Genomic DNA, 17,245 nt, shown 5'->3' with positions numbered 1-17,245 from the left:
TAAGATCACCCAACCTTTTTTCATACGTATGTGCGCTACATTTTCCCAAAACGCACTCCTCTAGTATAAGCCAACAGGGCCAAAATTTCCACATAAAAATAGGACTCTGGCAAATGCCAGAGCCCTTAAAACTCTTAAGAAAATCAGCCAAGCTGACCTGCCTGCTTAGCAACTTCCTCAGCGAAGTTCTCGTTCTTCTTCTCGATACCTTCACCTGTCTCAAAACGAACAAATCTCTTGATCTTGAGGTTTGCGTTATTGTTCTTTGCAACCTGTGCAATGTACTGGCTAACTGACTGCTTACCATCCTCTGCCTTTACATAAACCTGATCGTTAAGGCAGATCTCTTTGAACTCCTTGTTAAGACGTCCGATAAGCATCTTCTCAATGATCTCCTGAGGCTTTCTCTTACCCTCTGGAAGCTCCTCGTTCTCCTTCATAGCCTGAGCAAGAAGGATCTCCTTCTCGTGGTTTCTGTACTCCTCTGAGATCTCCTCAGAAGAAACGAACTTAGGGCTAAGAGCTGCAACCTGCATAGCAACGTTCTTAACAGCATCCTTGATGTCATCGTTAACAACATCTGTGTCAGCCTCTACAAGAACAGCGATTCTTCCGCCACCATGAACATAAGGAACAACGATACCGTTCTGAGCTACAACCTTCTCAAAACGTCTGATTGAAAGCTTCTCAGAAATAACTGCTGTGATCTCAACAAGAGCATCGTTAACTGACTTAGATGCATCCTCGTTCCACTTCTCAGCCATGAATGAATCAAGATCCTTAGAATCTGACTCAACAGCCTGCTTAGCAACAGCCTCAACGAATGCCTGGAACTTCTCGTTCTGAGCAACGAAGTCTGTCTCTGAGTTAACCTCTACAACAGCTGCTGTCTTGTCATCCTTAACAGCGATTCTTGTAAGACCCTCAGCTGCAATTCTGCTAGCCTTCTTCTCAGCCTTCATGATACCGTTCTTTCTAAGGTACTCAACAGCTGCGTCCATATCTCCATTAGTCTCTGTAAGAGCCTTCTTGCACTCCATCATTCCAGCGCCAGTAGACTCACGTAACTCTTTAACCATTGCTGCTGTAATAGCCATCTATTTATCCTCCGTAATATGCAGGAAACCTGCTTTATTTTATGTTTATAGGAATTACTCTGCTGCTGCTTCTTCGATGTCTGTAGCCTCTGCCTCAGCGCCCTCAGCAACATAATCTGCAGCTGAATCAGCCTCAGCACCCTGGTTAGCCTCGATAACAGCGTCAGCCATCTTACCAACGATAAGCTTTACGGCTCTGATAGCGTCATCGTTACCAGGAATAATGAAGTCAAGCTCCTCAGGATCACAGTTTGTATCACCGATACCGATAAGTGTGATTCCAAGTGCCTCAGCCTCCTGGATGCAGATTCTCTCCTTCTTAGGATCTACAACAAAGATAGCATCAGGGATTCTCTTCATGTCTCTGATTCCGCCAAGGTTAGCCTGAAGCTTTGTAAGCTCCTTCTTGAGCTGAGCAACTTCCTTCTTAGGAAGAACATCAAATGTTCCATCTTCCTGCATCTTCTCGATAGCTTTCATTCTAGCAATTCTGCTCTGGATTGTCTTGAAGTTAGTGAGCATACCACCGAGCCATCTCTCGTTAACATAGTACATTCCGCAACGCTCTGCCTCAGTCTTAACTGCGTCCTGAGCCTGCTTCTTGGTACCTACGAAAAGGATTGTTCCACCCTGCTGTGCAATCTCAAATACTGCCTTGTAAGCCTCGTCAACCTTAACAACTGACTTCTGAAGGTCGATGATGTGGATTCCGTTTCTCTCTGTGAAGATGTAAGGAGCCATTTTAGGGTTCCATCTTCTTGTCTGGTGTCCAAAATGTACACCTGCCTCAAGTAACTGTTTCATTGATACAACGCTCATTTTAATACCTCCGTTTGGTTAATCTTCCGTATATCCTTAACCTGTAGATCCACACAAAGCGTCATTTATGTGGCAGGCCATAGTTCCGATCAGCTTCGCTGACACCAAAACCATGATCAGATATACGTGTTTATTTGTTACTGCCGCGTAAAACAGGGCATAAACCACCTATTTAGACACAGCTTAGTTATAATAGCATAGGAAAATCAAGATTTCAATACATTTTTATCATAAAACCTCAAAAAAAGAGCAGGTAATCTGCTCTTTTTTAATTACTGAGTAATTATTGAAGCTATCTGATCATATGATGCACCAGCCGGGATTGTCTTGGTACCGGATCTGATGATCCTGTCCTTTCTGCTGTCCACAAGATACTTATTAAATGCTACAGCGTTATCGATAATACCTTCTCTGTAAAGTATCTGTGCCACCTGGTCTGAACCAAGTCCGCCAGGGATTGTAATTGTCTTGGATGTAGAGTTAACGCCTGTCCCAGAAGAAGTAGAAGCTGTCTGAGCCGGTGTTTCCTGGGTTTCTGTTTTAGGTGTTTCTGTTTTTGGTGTTTCAGTTTTAGCAGTCTCAGTTTTGCTGGCCTCAGTAGAAGCAGCAGTTACATCTGACTTTCCTGTTGAAGCTTCTGTTGAAGCTCCTGATGAGACTTCTGACTGAGCAACTGTTTCTTCTTTTTTAGAGGATTCGGCAGCGCTGCTATCATCTTTTGAAGCTTCTGAGCCGCTTCCTTCTCCCTCTTCCTCCTCTTTAGCCATTTCTGAAACTGATGAACCTGCGTCAGCGACTTCTTGTTGCTCTTTTTCAGGTAACGTAGTTCCTTCTTCAAATAATGGCGTATTGGATGAAGTCTTATCATCGCTGTTTTCCTCTACTTCCTCGCCCTGAGAATTAAGAAGAACACCGCTGTCTCCATCAACCATTCCCAAAGCTTTGGCTCTTTGGATTACCTCTGCATCGCTTAGTGTGGCCTTTCTGCCGCCCAGTGCAAAGCCCATTACTATCGCAGTAAGGATTATTCCAATACCCATACCACGAAGATAATACTTTAGTTTCATTTAAATACTTTCCTTATCTTACTTTTCTATGCTTGTTAGAAAGATCTATTACAAGCTTAACTTCGCCAATTCCAAGTCCCAGTTCCCTGGCAATAACCATGTTAGACTTGCCAGCCTTGTGCATTTCAATGATCTGTTTGTTTTGAGAAACAGGATCGTTAGCAGTAAGCTCCTGCATGGATTTATCAGGGTTCTTGGATCTTCCTTCTACCCTGACAGCCTCTGTAATAGGAACAACCTTGGATGATACAGGTTCAGGAGAAACTGTGTTTCCGATTACATGAGAAGAAGATATCTCTTCCTTATCAAGAACTCTTGCACCTATCTGATCAAGACCTTCAAGTTCCTTGATGTTTTTCTCTTCGACATATCCGCTTTCAACGTTTCCAACAGGAGGTTCTTCCTTTGGTTCAGCAACAGGTTCAGGTGTAACCACCTGTTTCTTTTCTTTATATGGAATACGGATACCGCTGAGCTTATCATCTGTTTCATCAAGCAGTATTGCTCTGACATTGCTCTTTTCATCTGTAGCAGCAAGCAAATTAGAAGCTTCCTGTGCCTCTTTGGCGGTGGCTTCTGCATCACGGACAACCTGTTTTGCTTCGTCCGCTTTCCTAGTAACCTCGCTGACAACACTTGTAAGATTCTTGTGCTTGTCATTGAGCATATCGTACATGAACATTACTTCGTCGTGATTTTTATGGATATCATTGATAACAGTATCAGAGTACTCACCAATAGCAGAAAGCTTCTCGTTGGAAATACGCTCCATGGCACGCTCTGTTCTGTCTAAAGAATTTTCGACACTGTCCCCAACCATGTCGTCGATGGTTTCCTTCTGGTCCTCGACTTCACGCCTAACAAGCTCACGGATTTCCCTCTCCATGAGCATCTTATCTTCTTCATCCATCTCCTTACCGGCAGGAAGAAGGTAACCTAATATTATTGCCGCAAAACCAGCAACAATGAGAACAATCTCTGTAATACTTATCATTTCTCCGCCCAAATACCCCACAAAAAACTAAACGTATATTTTGAACATACGTCAATACATTATAATATAGAAAGCTCAAATCTTCAAATCGAAACCAGAAGAAATCCGAAAGTCAATGGGCTTGCCGTTCCTGTCATGCATGCTCTCAGCCATTTTTTCCATCTGTTCCTTGGTAAGAGTTCTCTCTTCCGGAGCATTTTTCTTTTCGCCATTTCTTCTGTTTTTTCCGCCATCCCCCATGTACTCATTTGAGCCTTTATCTTCGGCATTGGAATTAAGCTGCCCCTGGTCAATATCATTTTTTGCATTAACCGAATGCTGGTTGTTCTGAACCTCCTGATTGAACTGAGTCTGGAAGTTATGCTGATCAGCAAGTGGCCTGGCTTCTTCCGCAGCCTTTATTGATGTCACATCTGTGGATGTGGCCATCACCCCAAAATCTATGTGGTTAATTGACATAGATACCTCCTTCCACCGAAGATCAGATCGGTGCTAGTCTGACATCCCCCTCCTTGACAACAAACCTGCTGTATTGAACAGGCTTTTTAACGATCATAGAAAGTTCCCCTATATTTACTGTTGTTCCAGGATAAGCTGTTCCCTCAACAATTACATCAGCTTCCTTGGATTCAGCCAGTTTTTCCATAAGCTCTGAGTACTCTTCCTCATTCTGCTGAACCTGAGCAGTCAGAGTCTTATTTACTTCCATAAGCTTTTTAACATTGGCAACCTGCTCTGGAGTGAACTTAGCTCCTGCTTTAAGCATCTTGGTAAAGCCTTCAAGAGTTGGCTTCATGCTCTCAAGATTCTTGTTGGCTGCAGTGATATTCTTTTGCAGATCCTTTAGCCTGACCTTAAGCTGTGGATCAGCACCAACTTCAATGATTGTGTTAGCTCCCATCTCAGATCCAAGGACTTTGGCAGTGATCCTGTCAGCTGCAGTAACCTTACCACCTGCGATAAAGCCTCTTCTTCCGGTAACTGTAACTTCAGTTCCTGAAGATACATTAGAATGGAGGATACACTCGCTGGTAACGCCACCTCTTGAATTGACTGTTGCATTCTCAATAAACTTGGTAACAACATTTCCGCCAGCAGTAATGTTACCGCCCGCCTTAGCGCCACACTCAAGGATTACATCTGCTCCGGCATCAAGGGTAGCACCCTCAACAATGCCCTTAACAACTATATTTCCACCGGCCTTTACAGAGAAGTTGCTGGCTACAACGCCCTTAACTTCCACGCTGCCTTCATACTCAATATTACCAGTAGATACATCAACATTTTCTACCACGAGGACATCTGAAACTGTAATCTTACCTTCCCTTACAGTTACGTGACCTGATTTAGCAGCAAAAAGCTGTGTCTTATCCTCAGAAAGAACCGTATTCTTACCAAATTTGATAAACGTCGACTTTACGCTATGAGGCTTTATAGTCTCACCATAAATATTTATGCCAGGCTCTCCCAGCACTTCTTTATGAAGAGTTGCCAGAAGCTGTCCCTGCTGAACATTATTTATGAGATTAAGATGGAAGTAATCAACACTTCCGTCTTCGCGAAGGGTTGGTTTTGCACGCAGATTAGCATTGAAATGCAGCTCAACCTTTGCATCGTGACCCTCAACAACCTTTTTCCCCTGGGCAACAACAATCTCTGTACAGTACTGTCTGTGCTCAAAGAATTTCTTTATGGCATCTTCCTGGATTCCATATTTTACTTTTCTATATGCAAGAGAGTCCATGACCTCTTTTTCAGTCATTAGCTCCGCACCCTCGCTTGGAGGATAAAAAAACGCCGTGACAGTCATACGATCCTGGGAAATCGTGTATTTACAGCCCTCTCTTTCAGGAAGCACCTGCTCCTGTGTAAAGATGGCAACGTTTTCCTCAGCCTTTGTCACAGCATCGTTAATAAGCACTACATCGTATTGAATTTTTCTATCTTCCAGATAGTCCCTAACGTCATTGACGTTAAGAGGCTCTCCGCCATCAGTTGGCGGAAACACCTTGATTCCAGTGCCTTTTGGAGTAATAACCAGTTGAAAATATCCGTTCATAATAGACCTCTGCAAGTAATGTTTTTATGTGGTTATCTGGAATTTGTCAGGATACCAAGGTAATTTCCAAGCTTCTCCCTCATCTTCTGAAGAGCCCTTGTATGAAGCTGCGAAACTCTTGATTCTGAAACCTCCAGTACTTCACTTATCTCTTTTAATGTAAGTTCTTCGTAATAATATAATAAGATTACTTTCTTTTCCTTATCTGTTAACAGCTCCAAAGACTCTGCAAGCATCTTCTTGAGCTCTTCCTTCTCAACTGCTTCTTCAGGCTTAACAAAAGAAGAACTCCTGTTATTGGCATCCTCTGGAATATCAGCACCCTGATCCATGAACTCATTGAGAGAAACAACACCAGTAACCTTCATCTGATTCTGCCAGTTCTGGTACTCATCCTCGCTGATTTCCATCTTGGCAGCTATTTCAGCGTCAGTAGCAACATGTCCGCCGTCCTTTTCGATCTCCCTGATGGCAGCTTCAATCTTTTTCTGTCTCTGTCTGATGGTACGTGGAATCCAGTCCATCTTGCGGATCTGATCCAGGATAGCTCCACGAATACGGAGGCTGGCATAAGTCTCGAACTTAACGTCCTTCATCAGATCAAACTTATCGATAGCATCAATAAGTCCAAATATTCCATAACCTACAAGATCATCATACTCAACGTTAAAGCCAAGGTACATGGAAAGTCTTCCAGCAACAAGCTTAACTAAAGGAGCATACTCTAAAATCAGCTGCTCACGGATATCAGCTGATTTAGTCTTGTTATATTCGGTCCATAATTTATTACGTCCTGCTTCGTCCATTTATTATCTTCCCCAGATAATATTTAGAATTCAGGTGGAAGCTCCTGATCGATATTTTCCACTTCCTCTCCACCTTCCGCTTCCATTGCGGCTCTTGCCTCTTCCTCGAGGCGTTCTGCTTCCAGCCTTTCTGCCAGAGCTTTTTCATAGTTGATTTCCATAAATCTGGTTATCATCTTCTCTATTATAAGCCCAATTACAAGAAAAATAACTACTGAAGCAAAAACTATAATAAACCAATCACCAGCTGGATAGTGCTTAAAGTAAGTAAATATCGCAATTATAGCGGTACAACTAAGCACTATCAGCGGAGTGATCAGTTTCGTATTGATTTTTTTCAGTTCATCAATATCGGTATTCATATAACTTTCTCAGGCTTTCCTACTGCCCTAATCACAAAATTTCCATTTTCAGGATAAAAGATGACCGTTCTACCATATGAGTCGCCGGTATCCTGAGCAAGTACAGGAATGTTCATCTCTTTTAACTTCTTAAGAGTAGCCTGAACATTTCTGTCTCCAACCCTCATGGTCTGGTTGCTGGATTGAAAAGCAAACATCTGCGCACCGCCTGCAATCTTGGCTACAAGCCTCTGCCTGCTGGCGCCCTTCGCAACAATCTGTTTGATGAGTTCCTCTATTCCGGTATCAGCAAACTTGGGTATATTGGAGTTGTTCTTAATCTCAGTTGAGTCCGGCAACATTACGTGTGCCAAGCCCCCTATCTTGGTGACTGGGTCCCTAACAGCAATTCCAACGCAGGAACCAAGTCCCAAAGTAGTTATTCCGTCAGGGCTCACACAAATATTGAGATCGGCCATGCCAACCTTAATAATTTCACTCATATTAGCCCTTTCGATTATAACTGGATATCTCCCATACCAAGAGATGACAGGATCTTAGCATATCCATCAACATCAGGTAGCAAAATAAAATATCCGCTGAGCTTAAGCTCATCAAAGAACTGGGTCTCGATAAGAAGTATCTTATCACCCATCATTCCAAACTGTATAGCTGGAACACTAAGGATCGCAGCTGCCATATCAATGGCCACATAAGGAATAGAAGGAATAAGTTTAAGGTTTGTCATCATTGAAAGAGAGTTCAGATAGGAACCTGTAATGATGTTACCTACCTCTTTGAGAGCTGACATCTCAACCTCATCAAACTCTTCTTCCTCAGGCTTGGAGCCTGTTCCCATAAGCTTATCTACCAGGTGTCTTGCGGCTACTTTATTGAGAAGGAACATGATACTTCCATCAATGTCGCCTTCAACTGCAAGATAAATACCTGCCATGATCTGCTCTGCACCGCCCATCAGATCTCCAACATCCTTGAAGTCAAGGAGTCTGACCTGTGGAACAGCCATATCTACCTTAGTTCCTATCATCTGTGCCAGAGCTGTTGTAGCATTACCGGCACCGATGTTTCCTAACTCTTTAAGTACGTCAAAATACTGATTGGACATATTGTCCAAAGTCAAATCACCCATTGTCATTCCTCCGATCAGCTGGCATTAGAAGTCTTCTCTTTTACTTCCCTTTCGGATACGACAGCATCAAGATCAAGGATTGAAACAAGACCGCCATCATAGTGTCCTACGCCGCCAACAAAATTAGTATGGCCACTGCCTTTTTTGTCATCATATCTAACCTTCTCGATATTGTTTGTATCGAGGGTCAGAACCTGATTAACCTGGTCGACGATAATTCCAACAAGATCGCCTTCGCCAGTCTTTAAGATAATAATTCTGGATTTACCAGTAAGTTCATCTTCTGCAAGGCCCATCTTCATTCGAACGCTCATTACAGGAACGATCTCACCACGGATGTTGATAACGCCCTTGAGGTAGTCATCTACCTTAGGAACACGTGTTATCTGCTGCATTCTAACGATATTATCAATATATTTGATGTTTATGCCGTACTGCTCATCATCTATCTTGATTACGATAAACTGGATAAGCTCTCCTACATCACCATTATCTCTAAGTTCGTTCATAACATTCTTCCTTTCTTTTTAAATACTCATCAGAAAATTGAATTGGTATCAAGGATAAGAGCTATCTCGCCATCACCGAGAATGGTAGCGCCGCTTATGAGCTTGCACTTATTGGTGTACTTGCCAAGTGGCTTGATAACAATTTCCTGCTGGCCCATGAGTTCATCAATAACAAGTCCAACCTGCTGATCGCCTTTTCTTGCGATAACAACAACCATATCCTCATCAGGATTTCTCTTGGACTCTGTATCGAGGACTTCGTTGAGTCTGATAAGAGGAAGTACGCTTCCGCGCAAATTGATAACTTCTTTATTTTCAACAAACTTAATATCTGCAGGAGAAACATCCTCAATACTCTGGATAGAATCAAGAGGAATAGCATATTTCTCTTCGCCAATTATTACCATCAGAGCCTGAATGATAGCAAGTGTAAGAGGAAGTCTGATTACCCATGTTGAGCCTTCACCAAGCTTAGTACGAACTGTAACTTCACCTGAAAGAGATTCAACCTTGGACTTAACAACGTCAAGACCTACGCCTCTACCTGAAATCTCAGATACCTGCTTGGCAGTTGAGAAACCAGGATGGAAAAGAAGCTCTACACACTGCTTCTCTGTAAGAAGTGCAGCCTGTTCAGGAGTAACTACTCCCTTTTCAATGGCTTTATTCTTAACAGCCTCTGCATCAATACCATTACCATCATCACCAACCTCGATAACAACGCTGTTGCCATCCTGGAAAGCGTGAAGGAAGATCTGTCCAACTTCCGGTTTGCCTCTCTGGGCACGAAGATCAGCAGACTCAATTCCGTGATCCGCACTGTTTCTGATAAGGTGCATCAAAGGATCACCAATCTCATCAACCACGGTACGGTCCATTTCTGTCTCTTCACCAGTCATTGTAAGTTCCATCTTCTTGCCAAGGGTCTTATTAAGATCTCTGATCATACGAGGGAACTTCTGAAGTACGCTCTCAATAGGAACCATTCGAACCTTCATAACTGACTCATGGAGGTTCGTGGTCACGCTCTCAAGGTACTCAATCTGCTCATTTACATTTCCGTTGCTGACACCGGATGTGTTAGCTGCTGATATAAGGGAGTTCTTGGCAATGATAAGCTCACTTACCAGATTCATGAGAACATCCAGCTTTTCAATATCAACACGGACTGTTCTATTAACAACAGGCTTACCAACAGGCTTCTTGCCTCCTGCTCCGCCGCCAGCAGGTGCTGGAGCAGGTGTCTGAGGAGCTGAAGCTGCAGGTGCTGCAGGTGCTGCCTTTGCAGGTGCTGCTTCAGGAGCTGGTGCTGCTGCACTGTCATCTTTATCATCAGTTGTCTTTGCGTTTCCAAGGTCGAATTCGCCGCAATCACAGCCTTCTACCTCTGAAACAGCCTTAACTATCTCTTCAACCTTCTCTTTTGACTCATCTGTAATAAGAACAAGGCTGAATGTAAAATCAAATTTCTCATCCTCAATATCCTGAGTTGAAGGATCAGAAACCGCGATCTCACCAATTTCTTCAAGTCCCTTGAATACAAGGAAACCTCTGGCAGCCTTAAGGATACAGGACTCCTGAATATGTACGGTTACGCCGTAGATCTTCTTGCCCTGGGAAGCTGCTTCTTCCAATGTGGATTTTACTGAAGGATCCAGCTTGATAGCCTTGTAATCAGCAGAGCCGTCTGCTGAAGAAGCGCCACCATCGGCTGCTGGAGCTGCATCTGCTGCTGGAGCATCTGCCGCAGGAGCTGCATCCCCGCCTTCTCCGCCACTGACACCATTTCTGATATCAGCTAAAGATTTGATAATGTTCTGGTGTTCTTCAGTACCTTCGTCCTGATTCTCAGTGATATTGTCAACATATCCCTGAATAGCATCAAGGCACTGGAGTAAGACATCAATGTCCGCAGATTTGATCTTGATCTTACCACCACGAACATCTGAGAATACATCCTCCATGTCGTGAGTAAGATTCTGCATCCTTGTATAGCCCATGGTACCAGCCATACCCTTCATAGAATGCGCAGATCTGAAGATCTCATTGATACAATCTTCATTCTCTGGATCCTGCTCGAGAACCATGATGTTGTCATTGAGCGACTGAAGGTGCTCTTTTGCTTCATCGAGAAAGACACTTAGATACTGGGAAACATCCATAACCTATATACCTCCATTAGAAATGATTGGTTGTCAGAAGTAAACGCGTAATCGCATACTTCTGTACAAGATATCGGTTTCTTGAATGGAGGAATTTAGACTCTAAAGATAAAAAAAGTATAAAACTAGGAAACCCCTCAATTCACACCGACACACATTATGATTTCCTGGGCCACGTTATCAAGTTTGACAACCTGATCAACAAGTCCAGCCGTTGCTACAGCTTTGGGCATTCCGTAAACCGTGCAGGTACTTTCTTCCTGTCCGATTACATGTACTTTCTTTTTAGACTTTAGATTCTTGATTCCCTCTGTTCCATCTGCTCCCATACCCGTAAGTACTACGCAGCAGATCTCATCATAGTCTGAATCCATCAGTGACTCGTACATATAGTTGGCGCAAGGTCTTACGCCTTCTCTGGTTGGGCCATCCACATAGTGGATTGTCGGCTTTCCAGCGTTTTTAACTATATGCATATGCTTGCCGCCTCTGGAGATATATACTGTTCCTTTCTGTAGTACATCTCCTTCTGCCGCCTCTTTGACCGTTACCTCCGACAGAGAATCAAGTCTGTCAGCGAGGGAAGCGGTAAAGCCCTCAGGCATATGCTGTACCAGTACAACTGGTGTCTTAAGGTTTTTGGGAAGCTTGGGGATTACTGATTGCAGCGCCCTCGGGCCTCCTGTGGAACTGGCGATGGCAACTATCTTGTTACCTGTGATCTTACTAGCAGATTTGGTTACCAGTTCAATAACCTTTCGGGATTCCTTGGCTTCTTCAAAGGAAAAGGCTTTTGCAGGTGCCGGAGCTTTTGAATTAGCTACAGCTGCGAGCGTATCAATAAATTGCTTGGCGAAATCTTCTCCTCTGCATTCAGACGCCCTGTCAGGCTTATGAACAAAATCGAGAGCTCCCAGATCAAGGGCATCCATGGTAACCTTTGCACCTTCCTTGGTGTCGGTGCTGGCCATCATGATCTTCTGCCTGATTCCGGCCTTCTGAAGCTCCTTAAGAAGAGTTATACCATCCATACGTGGCATATTGATGTCAAGAACTACCGCATCATATGTTTTCTTTTTAAGAAGTTCGAGTCCCTCAATTCCATCTTTAGCCTTGTCAACTACCTGGAATCTTGAATCTGCATTAATAATATCACTGAGTACAGTTCTCATGAGTGCAGAGTCATCAATAATTATAATATTTTTCATAATTAAGTCTGCTTCTTTCTGATTTTTCGTTCTTCCTCAAAGATAAAATGAATGATATCTTCTCTGGAAGTCTCATCAATGTACACATACTGGATTCTGTGCTCAAAAAGACCTGGTCTGCTTTCCAGCTCCTGTACCTTCAACACGTTACAGATCATTTCATATTCTTTATCATTGGCATTGCCCGGTAAATGATAGGAGCAATAAATCGTACTGCCTTCTTCATATTGGAAATTAGCTACAAATCGTAAACCGCCGCCGCTTATGTCAACTACTACACTTCTTTGTAAATTAGTTCCAGGGTCGACAAGATATTTACGATTTCTCTCAAAAGCCTCCAGCTCTTCTTTTGAGCAAAGTCTGCTCTTTAGTTCAAGAGCACAGCTGAATCTGTAATACTCTCTTCGCTGGAGCTTACTGAGTTCGCTGGTCAGATCCATAACAAGAATGTACATGTTATCCGATCTGTACCTGTCTATTATTTTTGCAAAACACTGGAACAATCCCTTGGTTGAATAAAAGCACAGGCTGTATTCACCATCTACAGGTAAAAGAACTATCTTGCCTCTCTCAAAGGGCATCAGTATCTCGATCCTGTCGTCTGATGTCACATCCATAACCTTGCTCATGTATATGTGCTTGGTACGGACATCTTCATCCATCCATACCTTGCCTGTTGCTTTTAGTTCCACCCTGTTTCCAGGTGAAATGTAGTCACTGAGCATATTTGTTAGTTATCTCCATTATGATTAATATATTTACAGTATATCATACTTGTGTACCATTTGTTACTTGGGCATTGGACAGCTTTCTGCCAGTAATAATATGGGAAAAGAACGCAGCCATGCCCCTTTGCTTGACTTCAGTAGCCTCTCCCGGATTCATCAGCTGATTAGCAATAGCCTCAAATGCTTTTACAGATTTGGCATTTGGATACTGAAGAGAAACAGGCGACTGCTGCATTACGCTTCTTGCAAGCATCTGATCCTGAGGAATAGCGCCCATATAAGTTAATGGAAGTTTAAGATATCTGGCCACAACAGCATTTAGTTTGTTAAAGAGCTGCTGGCCCTCTTCATCTGAAGAAACCCTGTTTGAAACTACCTTAACCTTGGTATTGTCTCTCGAAAACCTTGGCGACTGATTGAGCGCCTTTAAAAGAGAATACGAATCCGTTATGGATGTTGGCTCAGGAGTAGTAACGAGAATGATCTCGCCGCTGGCTACAAGGAACTCCATAACAGCACTTGAAATACCAGCACCAGTATCAATGATGATGATATCTGCAATCGCATCAAGCTGTGCCAGATTCACAATAATGTAAACCAGATAGTCCCTGCTAAGGTTATACATACCTGAAATACCTGAACCACCGGAAATAAATCCAACCCCCTCAGGTCCCCAGGTAATAATGTCTCTTATATTCTTTCCCTGATATATGAGATCGCTTAAGTTATGTTTGGGAATAGTACCAAACATGATCTCTATATTGGCAAGACCAAAGTCGGCGTCCAGGATGATAACTCTTTTCCCCATCTTGCGGAACTGAACAGCAAGATTAATAGCCACGTTGCTCTTACCGACTCCTCCTTTTCCACTTGTCACAGTAATGATCCTGGCAAGCGGTCTTTGAGGCGCACTTTGATTTTTGATTATATTTCTAAGCTGTGTTGCCTGATCCATTTATTCCCCCAGGGATTAACTCTTTCCACCCAACAAATTCTTGACGATCCTCTGAGCATCGAATACAGCAATATCATCAGGGACATTCTGTCCATTGGTGATGTATGCGATAGGCGCTCCAGTATGGATCCTGATATTATAGAGATTTCCCTTAGCTCCAGTCTCGTCCATTTTAGTAAAGATAAGCTTATAAGCAACCATTTCAGAATATGCGTCAGCAATCTCAATAAGATCGCGATATTTGGTGGTCGCTGACAATACAAGGAAATTCTCACAGTCCATGGTGTCCTCAAGAACCCTTATAAAGCTCTCAACCCCGGCCTTAAGCTCCTCGTTATGAAGAGAATGTCCGGCAGTATCAACCATGATGTAGTCATAATCTGTAAAGTCCTCAGCCGCCTGCTTCATCTCATCCACTGTATAGATAACCCTGAAAGGAATCTCCAGGATAGATGCATATGTACGAAGCTGCTCAGCAGCTGCAATTCTGTAGGTATCAACTGTAAGAAGAGCCACTTTCTTTTTCTGTGTGACAGAAAGTTCTGATGCCAGCTTGGCTATAGTTGTGGTCTTGCCTACGCCTGTAGGTCCAATGAATATCTCAGCCCTTGGTCCTTCAGTTACAGGCTCTATAGGCTCTGACTTGCCAAACTTAAGTACCATCTTCTGGTATACGTTAGAAAGGGCGTAGTCAAAAGGAAGACCGGGCTTTGAAATCTTCTCAACCTCATCAGTGAGCTGATTGACGTATATCTCATCAACTTCGTTCTCGATAAGGGTATTGTAGAGAAGCTTAATAAAGGACATTATCTCTTCAGATACGTCGCTGCTCTTTACAGGCTTAGCTACAGTATCTTCAGACTCATCAAAGTCCTTTCTGTCCTCATCATCCTTCTTTTCAGGTTTAAGGAAGTTCTTTTCAAGGAGATTGCTTAAGTTATCCAGCTTCTCTTCTATAGCGCTGTTGTCATCCTTGATCTCGCTCCTTACAGGAGCCTTTGGAGCCACGCTGCCACCAGAAGCCAGGATAGTGTCCTTCTGAGAATAATCATCAGCCGTTGTTTTTGGCTTGATCACTCTCTCTTTTTCTGGAGAAAAAGCTCTTGGTGCTCTCTCAGTCTCCTCCTCAAGGCCAACTGTCACCTCAATTTTCTGAGGTTGGAAAATAGAAAAGAAGCCGGTCTTTTTTGCAGGCCTTACCGTCATAACAACGATATTGGGCCCCAGCTCTTTTCTCGCCTCTTCAGTAGCCTCGCTTTCAGTTCTTCCAACATACTTTTTGATAATCATACTATGCCGTTACCATCCCCACTGATTGTAATTCGATAGTTGGTTCTACTTCATTATAGGAAATGACAATAAGATCCTTGTAGTAATCCTGTGTCATCTTCTTAAAGTACATTCTGACAATTGGTGAAGCCATAATGATGGCCATCTTACCTGATTCCTCAAGACGCCTTATATTCTCGCCCACAGCTGTGAGTATAGACTTGGTCCTTGCTGGATCAAGGGTAAGGTATGCGCCAGTTTCTGTCTGCTTGACGCTGCTCATGATCTCCTGCTCGATCTTAGGATCCAGAGTAAGCACGCTTGTTGTCTCTCCCGGAACAAAGTACTTGCTGGAAATAGCACGCTTTAAGCTCTGTCTAACATACTCTGTAAGGATATCCGGATCATGGGTAGATGGAGCAAAGTCTGCAAGTGTCTCAAATATAGTAACCAGATCCCTTATTGAAATGCCTTCACTAAGGAGATTCTGGAGTACCTTCTCAATTTCACCAAGGCTCATAAGCTTAGGTACAAGTTCGTCCACAAGAGCCGGATTGTTCTCACGGAGGTTATCAACAAGATTCTGCACATCCTGTCTTGTCATGAGCTCAGCAATATGCTCTCTGATAATCTCTGTAAGGTGTGTGGCAATGATCGAAGGCGGGTCAACAACAGTATAACCAAGGCTTTCCGCTCTTTCCCTCTGTCCCTCTGTGATCCATGTGGCTGGCAGATGGAAGGAAGGCTCAGTTGTAGGAATACCGGTGATCTCATCCTCAACATGACCTGGATTCATGGCCATATAGTGATCAAAGAGGATCTCACCATCGCTGACCTGTATACCTTTAATTTTAATAATGTACTGATTGGGATTCAACTGAATATTATCCCTAAGTCTGATAATAGGAACCACAGTACCAAGCTCAAGAGCAACCTGCCTACGGATCATAACAACACGGTCCAGAAGGTCTCCGCCCTGATTAACATCAGCAAGCGGAATGATTCCGTAGCCAAATTCAAGCTCGATAGGATCAACCTGAAGAAGGCTGGTAACATTCTCCGGCTGTCTGATCTCCTCAGCCTGCTGTTCCTCCTCTGTTGCAACTTCGCTCTCAGCAACAGCTTCTTCCATGGTTTGGCTTGTAATACGACCAAGGATGATAAATGCTGCGCCGAATGTCACATATAAAACTGTAGGAAGTGGTGAGAAAATACCAAGTCCAGCAACAACGCCGCCAACAAGATACAGTGTCTTGGCTGTACCAAAGAGCTGACTGATAAGAGCATGACCAAAGTCTGCTTCCTTGGATCCCTTTGTGACCAGAATACCAGTTGACATTGAGATCATAAGTGAAGGAATTGAACTTACAAGACCATCACCCATGGTAAGGATTGAATAGGTGTTGATGGCAGTATTTACATCCATCCCCATTCTGATAACACCCATTGCAATACCACCAATAAGGTTGGTTGCTGTAATGATAAGGCCGGCAGTTGCATCTCCCTTAACGTACTTGGTAGCACCGTCCATAGCTCCGAAGAAGCTTGCTTCTTCCTGGATCTTGTCTCGCCTTGCCTTGGCCTCTGCATCCGTAATAGCTCCAGTATTAAGGTCCGCATCAATAGCCATCTGTTTACCAGGCATAGCATCCAGTGTGAAACGTGCTGATACTTCAGCTACACGCTCAGAACCTTTGTTGATTACCATGAGCTGTACAATAATAAGAATTACGTAGATGATAGCTCCGACGATGAGGTCACCTCCTCCAACGAAGGAACCAAACACCTCAATAACCTGTCCCGCGCTGCCCTGAGTCAGGATAAGTCTGGTAGACGATACGTTAAGCGCAATTCTGAATATTGTTGTGAACAGTAAGATGGTAGGGAAAAAAGACATCTGCAAAACTTCAGTTGCAAACATGGCCGTAAACATGATCACAAAGGAAAGAGCCATGTCAAAAGCCAGCAAAATATCAAGAATAAAGTCTGGAAGCGGGATAATGAGCATAACAATAGCCGCAACAATATATAGCGCCAGACCATAGTCAAATACACGATCTCTAATCTTCTTAAGATCCATC

17 protein-coding genes are annotated in these 17,245 nt (G+C 43.3%); all 17 read right to left on the bottom strand.

Annotation, left to right across the window (positions count from 1 at the left end; translation table 11 throughout):
- Positions 1 to 143: 143 nt before the first annotated feature.
- Positions 144 to 1,097, bottom strand: coding sequence for a translation elongation factor Ts (tsf, locus tag D6855_RS03300; RefSeq protein ID WP_120737974.1), 954 nt, complete (start codon positions 1,095 to 1,097; stop codon positions 144 to 146).
- Between the two features lie 54 nt (positions 1,098 to 1,151).
- On the bottom strand, positions 1,152 to 1,916 hold the full coding sequence (gene rpsB / locus D6855_RS03295; protein WP_120737972.1) for a 30S ribosomal protein S2: 765 nt from the start codon (positions 1,914 to 1,916) through the stop codon (positions 1,152 to 1,154).
- Between the two features lie 272 nt (positions 1,917 to 2,188).
- Positions 2,189 to 2,983, bottom strand: coding sequence for a hypothetical protein (locus tag D6855_RS03290; RefSeq protein WP_120737970.1), 795 nt, complete (start codon positions 2,981 to 2,983; stop codon positions 2,189 to 2,191).
- A 13-nt stretch (positions 2,984 to 2,996) separates the two neighbouring features.
- Positions 2,997 to 3,977, bottom strand: coding sequence for a DUF6115 domain-containing protein (locus D6855_RS03285; RefSeq protein WP_120737968.1), 981 nt, complete (start codon positions 3,975 to 3,977; stop codon positions 2,997 to 2,999).
- 75 nt (positions 3,978 to 4,052) lie between these two features.
- Positions 4,053 to 4,436 (bottom strand): hypothetical protein, encoded by a 384-nt coding sequence (locus D6855_RS03280; RefSeq protein ID WP_120737966.1) that lies wholly within the window; start codon positions 4,434 to 4,436, stop codon positions 4,053 to 4,055.
- Between the two features lie 22 nt (positions 4,437 to 4,458).
- On the bottom strand, positions 4,459 to 6,036 hold the full coding sequence (locus D6855_RS03275; RefSeq protein ID WP_120737964.1) for a DUF342 domain-containing protein: 1,578 nt from the start codon (positions 6,034 to 6,036) through the stop codon (positions 4,459 to 4,461).
- A gap of 32 nt (positions 6,037 to 6,068) precedes the next feature.
- Positions 6,069 to 6,842 (bottom strand): FliA/WhiG family RNA polymerase sigma factor, encoded by a 774-nt coding sequence (locus D6855_RS03270; protein ID WP_120737962.1) that lies wholly within the window; start codon positions 6,840 to 6,842, stop codon positions 6,069 to 6,071.
- A 23-nt stretch (positions 6,843 to 6,865) separates the two neighbouring features.
- Positions 6,866 to 7,204, bottom strand: coding sequence for a hypothetical protein (locus D6855_RS03265; RefSeq protein ID WP_120737960.1), 339 nt, complete (start codon positions 7,202 to 7,204; stop codon positions 6,866 to 6,868).
- Positions 7,201 to 7,686 carry a chemotaxis protein CheD gene (locus tag D6855_RS03260; protein WP_120737958.1) on the bottom strand — a complete coding sequence of 162 codons (486 nt, stop codon included), beginning with the start codon at positions 7,684 to 7,686 and terminating at the stop codon, positions 7,201 to 7,203. The genes D6855_RS03265 and D6855_RS03260 overlap by 4 nt, the downstream gene beginning before the upstream one ends.
- Before the next feature lie 14 nt (positions 7,687 to 7,700).
- A complete protein-coding gene (locus tag D6855_RS03255; RefSeq protein WP_120737956.1) occupies positions 7,701 to 8,333 on the bottom strand; it encodes a chemotaxis protein CheC in 633 nt (210 codons plus the stop codon).
- Positions 8,334 to 8,347: 14 nt separating this feature from the next.
- On the bottom strand, positions 8,348 to 8,842 hold the full coding sequence (locus tag D6855_RS03250; protein ID WP_120737954.1) for a chemotaxis protein CheW: 495 nt from the start codon (positions 8,840 to 8,842) through the stop codon (positions 8,348 to 8,350).
- Between the two features lie 29 nt (positions 8,843 to 8,871).
- On the bottom strand, positions 8,872 to 11,004 hold the full coding sequence (locus D6855_RS03245; RefSeq protein ID WP_120737952.1) for a chemotaxis protein CheA: 2,133 nt from the start codon (positions 11,002 to 11,004) through the stop codon (positions 8,872 to 8,874).
- Between the two features lie 137 nt (positions 11,005 to 11,141).
- Entirely contained in the window at positions 11,142 to 12,212 is a 1,071-nt protein-coding gene (locus D6855_RS03240; protein ID WP_120737950.1) for a protein-glutamate methylesterase/protein-glutamine glutaminase, read from the bottom strand.
- Between the two features lie 2 nt (positions 12,213 to 12,214).
- Positions 12,215 to 12,937 carry a flagellar brake protein gene (locus D6855_RS03235; protein WP_120737948.1) on the bottom strand — a complete coding sequence of 241 codons (723 nt, stop codon included), beginning with the start codon at positions 12,935 to 12,937 and terminating at the stop codon, positions 12,215 to 12,217.
- 43 nt (positions 12,938 to 12,980) lie between these two features.
- The gene (locus D6855_RS03230) at positions 12,981 to 13,895 is read right to left on the bottom strand and encodes a MinD/ParA family protein (RefSeq protein ID WP_120737946.1); all 915 of its coding nucleotides are present in this window, start codon (positions 13,893 to 13,895) and stop codon (positions 12,981 to 12,983) included.
- A 15-nt stretch (positions 13,896 to 13,910) separates the two neighbouring features.
- Positions 13,911 to 15,185 carry a flagellar biosynthesis protein FlhF gene (gene flhF, locus D6855_RS03225; protein ID WP_120737943.1) on the bottom strand — a complete coding sequence of 425 codons (1,275 nt, stop codon included), beginning with the start codon at positions 15,183 to 15,185 and terminating at the stop codon, positions 13,911 to 13,913.
- 1 nt (position 15,186) lies between these two features.
- The gene (flhA, locus tag D6855_RS03220) at positions 15,187 to 17,244 is read right to left on the bottom strand and encodes a flagellar biosynthesis protein FlhA (RefSeq protein ID WP_120737941.1); all 2,058 of its coding nucleotides are present in this window, start codon (positions 17,242 to 17,244) and stop codon (positions 15,187 to 15,189) included.
- Between the last annotated feature and the right edge of the window lies 1 nt (position 17,245).

Source organism: Butyrivibrio sp. CB08, assembly GCF_003625485.1.
Classification (GTDB): domain Bacteria; phylum Bacillota; class Clostridia; order Lachnospirales; family Lachnospiraceae; genus Butyrivibrio.
Note: the sequence above shows the minus strand (reverse complement) of the source record. Positions and strands in the feature narration are given on the sequence as shown.

Bases quoted from the DNA above. Each gene is read 5' to 3' on its own strand.
- tsf (WP_120737974.1), bottom strand. From the start codon at position 1,097: ATGGCTATTACAGCAGCAATGGTTAAAGAGTTACGTGAGTCTACTGGC.
- rpsB (WP_120737972.1), bottom strand. From the start codon at position 1,916: ATGAGCGTTGTATCAATGAAACAGTTACTTGAGGCAGGTGTACATTTT.
- D6855_RS03290 (WP_120737970.1), bottom strand. From the start codon at position 2,983: ATGAAACTAAAGTATTATCTTCGTGGTATGGGTATTGGAATAATCCTT.
- D6855_RS03285 (WP_120737968.1), bottom strand. From the start codon at position 3,977: ATGATAAGTATTACAGAGATTGTTCTCATTGTTGCTGGTTTTGCGGCA.
- D6855_RS03280 (WP_120737966.1), bottom strand. From the start codon at position 4,436: ATGTCAATTAACCACATAGATTTTGGGGTGATGGCCACATCCACAGAT.
- D6855_RS03275 (WP_120737964.1), bottom strand. From the start codon at position 6,036: ATGAACGGATATTTTCAACTGGTTATTACTCCAAAAGGCACTGGAATC.
- D6855_RS03270 (WP_120737962.1), bottom strand. From the start codon at position 6,842: ATGGACGAAGCAGGACGTAATAAATTATGGACCGAATATAACAAGACT.
- D6855_RS03265 (WP_120737960.1), bottom strand. From the start codon at position 7,204: ATGAATACCGATATTGATGAACTGAAAAAAATCAATACGAAACTGATC.
- D6855_RS03260 (WP_120737958.1), bottom strand. From the start codon at position 7,686: ATGAGTGAAATTATTAAGGTTGGCATGGCCGATCTCAATATTTGTGTG.
- D6855_RS03255 (WP_120737956.1), bottom strand. From the start codon at position 8,333: ATGGGTGATTTGACTTTGGACAATATGTCCAATCAGTATTTTGACGTA.
- D6855_RS03250 (WP_120737954.1), bottom strand. From the start codon at position 8,842: ATGAACGAACTTAGAGATAATGGTGATGTAGGAGAGCTTATCCAGTTT.
- D6855_RS03245 (WP_120737952.1), bottom strand. From the start codon at position 11,004: ATGGATGTTTCCCAGTATCTAAGTGTCTTTCTCGATGAAGCAAAAGAG.
- D6855_RS03240 (WP_120737950.1), bottom strand. From the start codon at position 12,212: ATGAAAAATATTATAATTATTGATGACTCTGCACTCATGAGAACTGTA.
- D6855_RS03235 (WP_120737948.1), bottom strand. From the start codon at position 12,937: ATGCTCAGTGACTACATTTCACCTGGAAACAGGGTGGAACTAAAAGCA.
- D6855_RS03230 (WP_120737946.1), bottom strand. From the start codon at position 13,895: ATGGATCAGGCAACACAGCTTAGAAATATAATCAAAAATCAAAGTGCG.
- flhF (WP_120737943.1), bottom strand. From the start codon at position 15,185: ATGATTATCAAAAAGTATGTTGGAAGAACTGAAAGCGAGGCTACTGAA.
- flhA (WP_120737941.1), bottom strand. From the start codon at position 17,244: ATGGATCTTAAGAAGATTAGAGATCGTGTATTTGACTATGGTCTGGCG.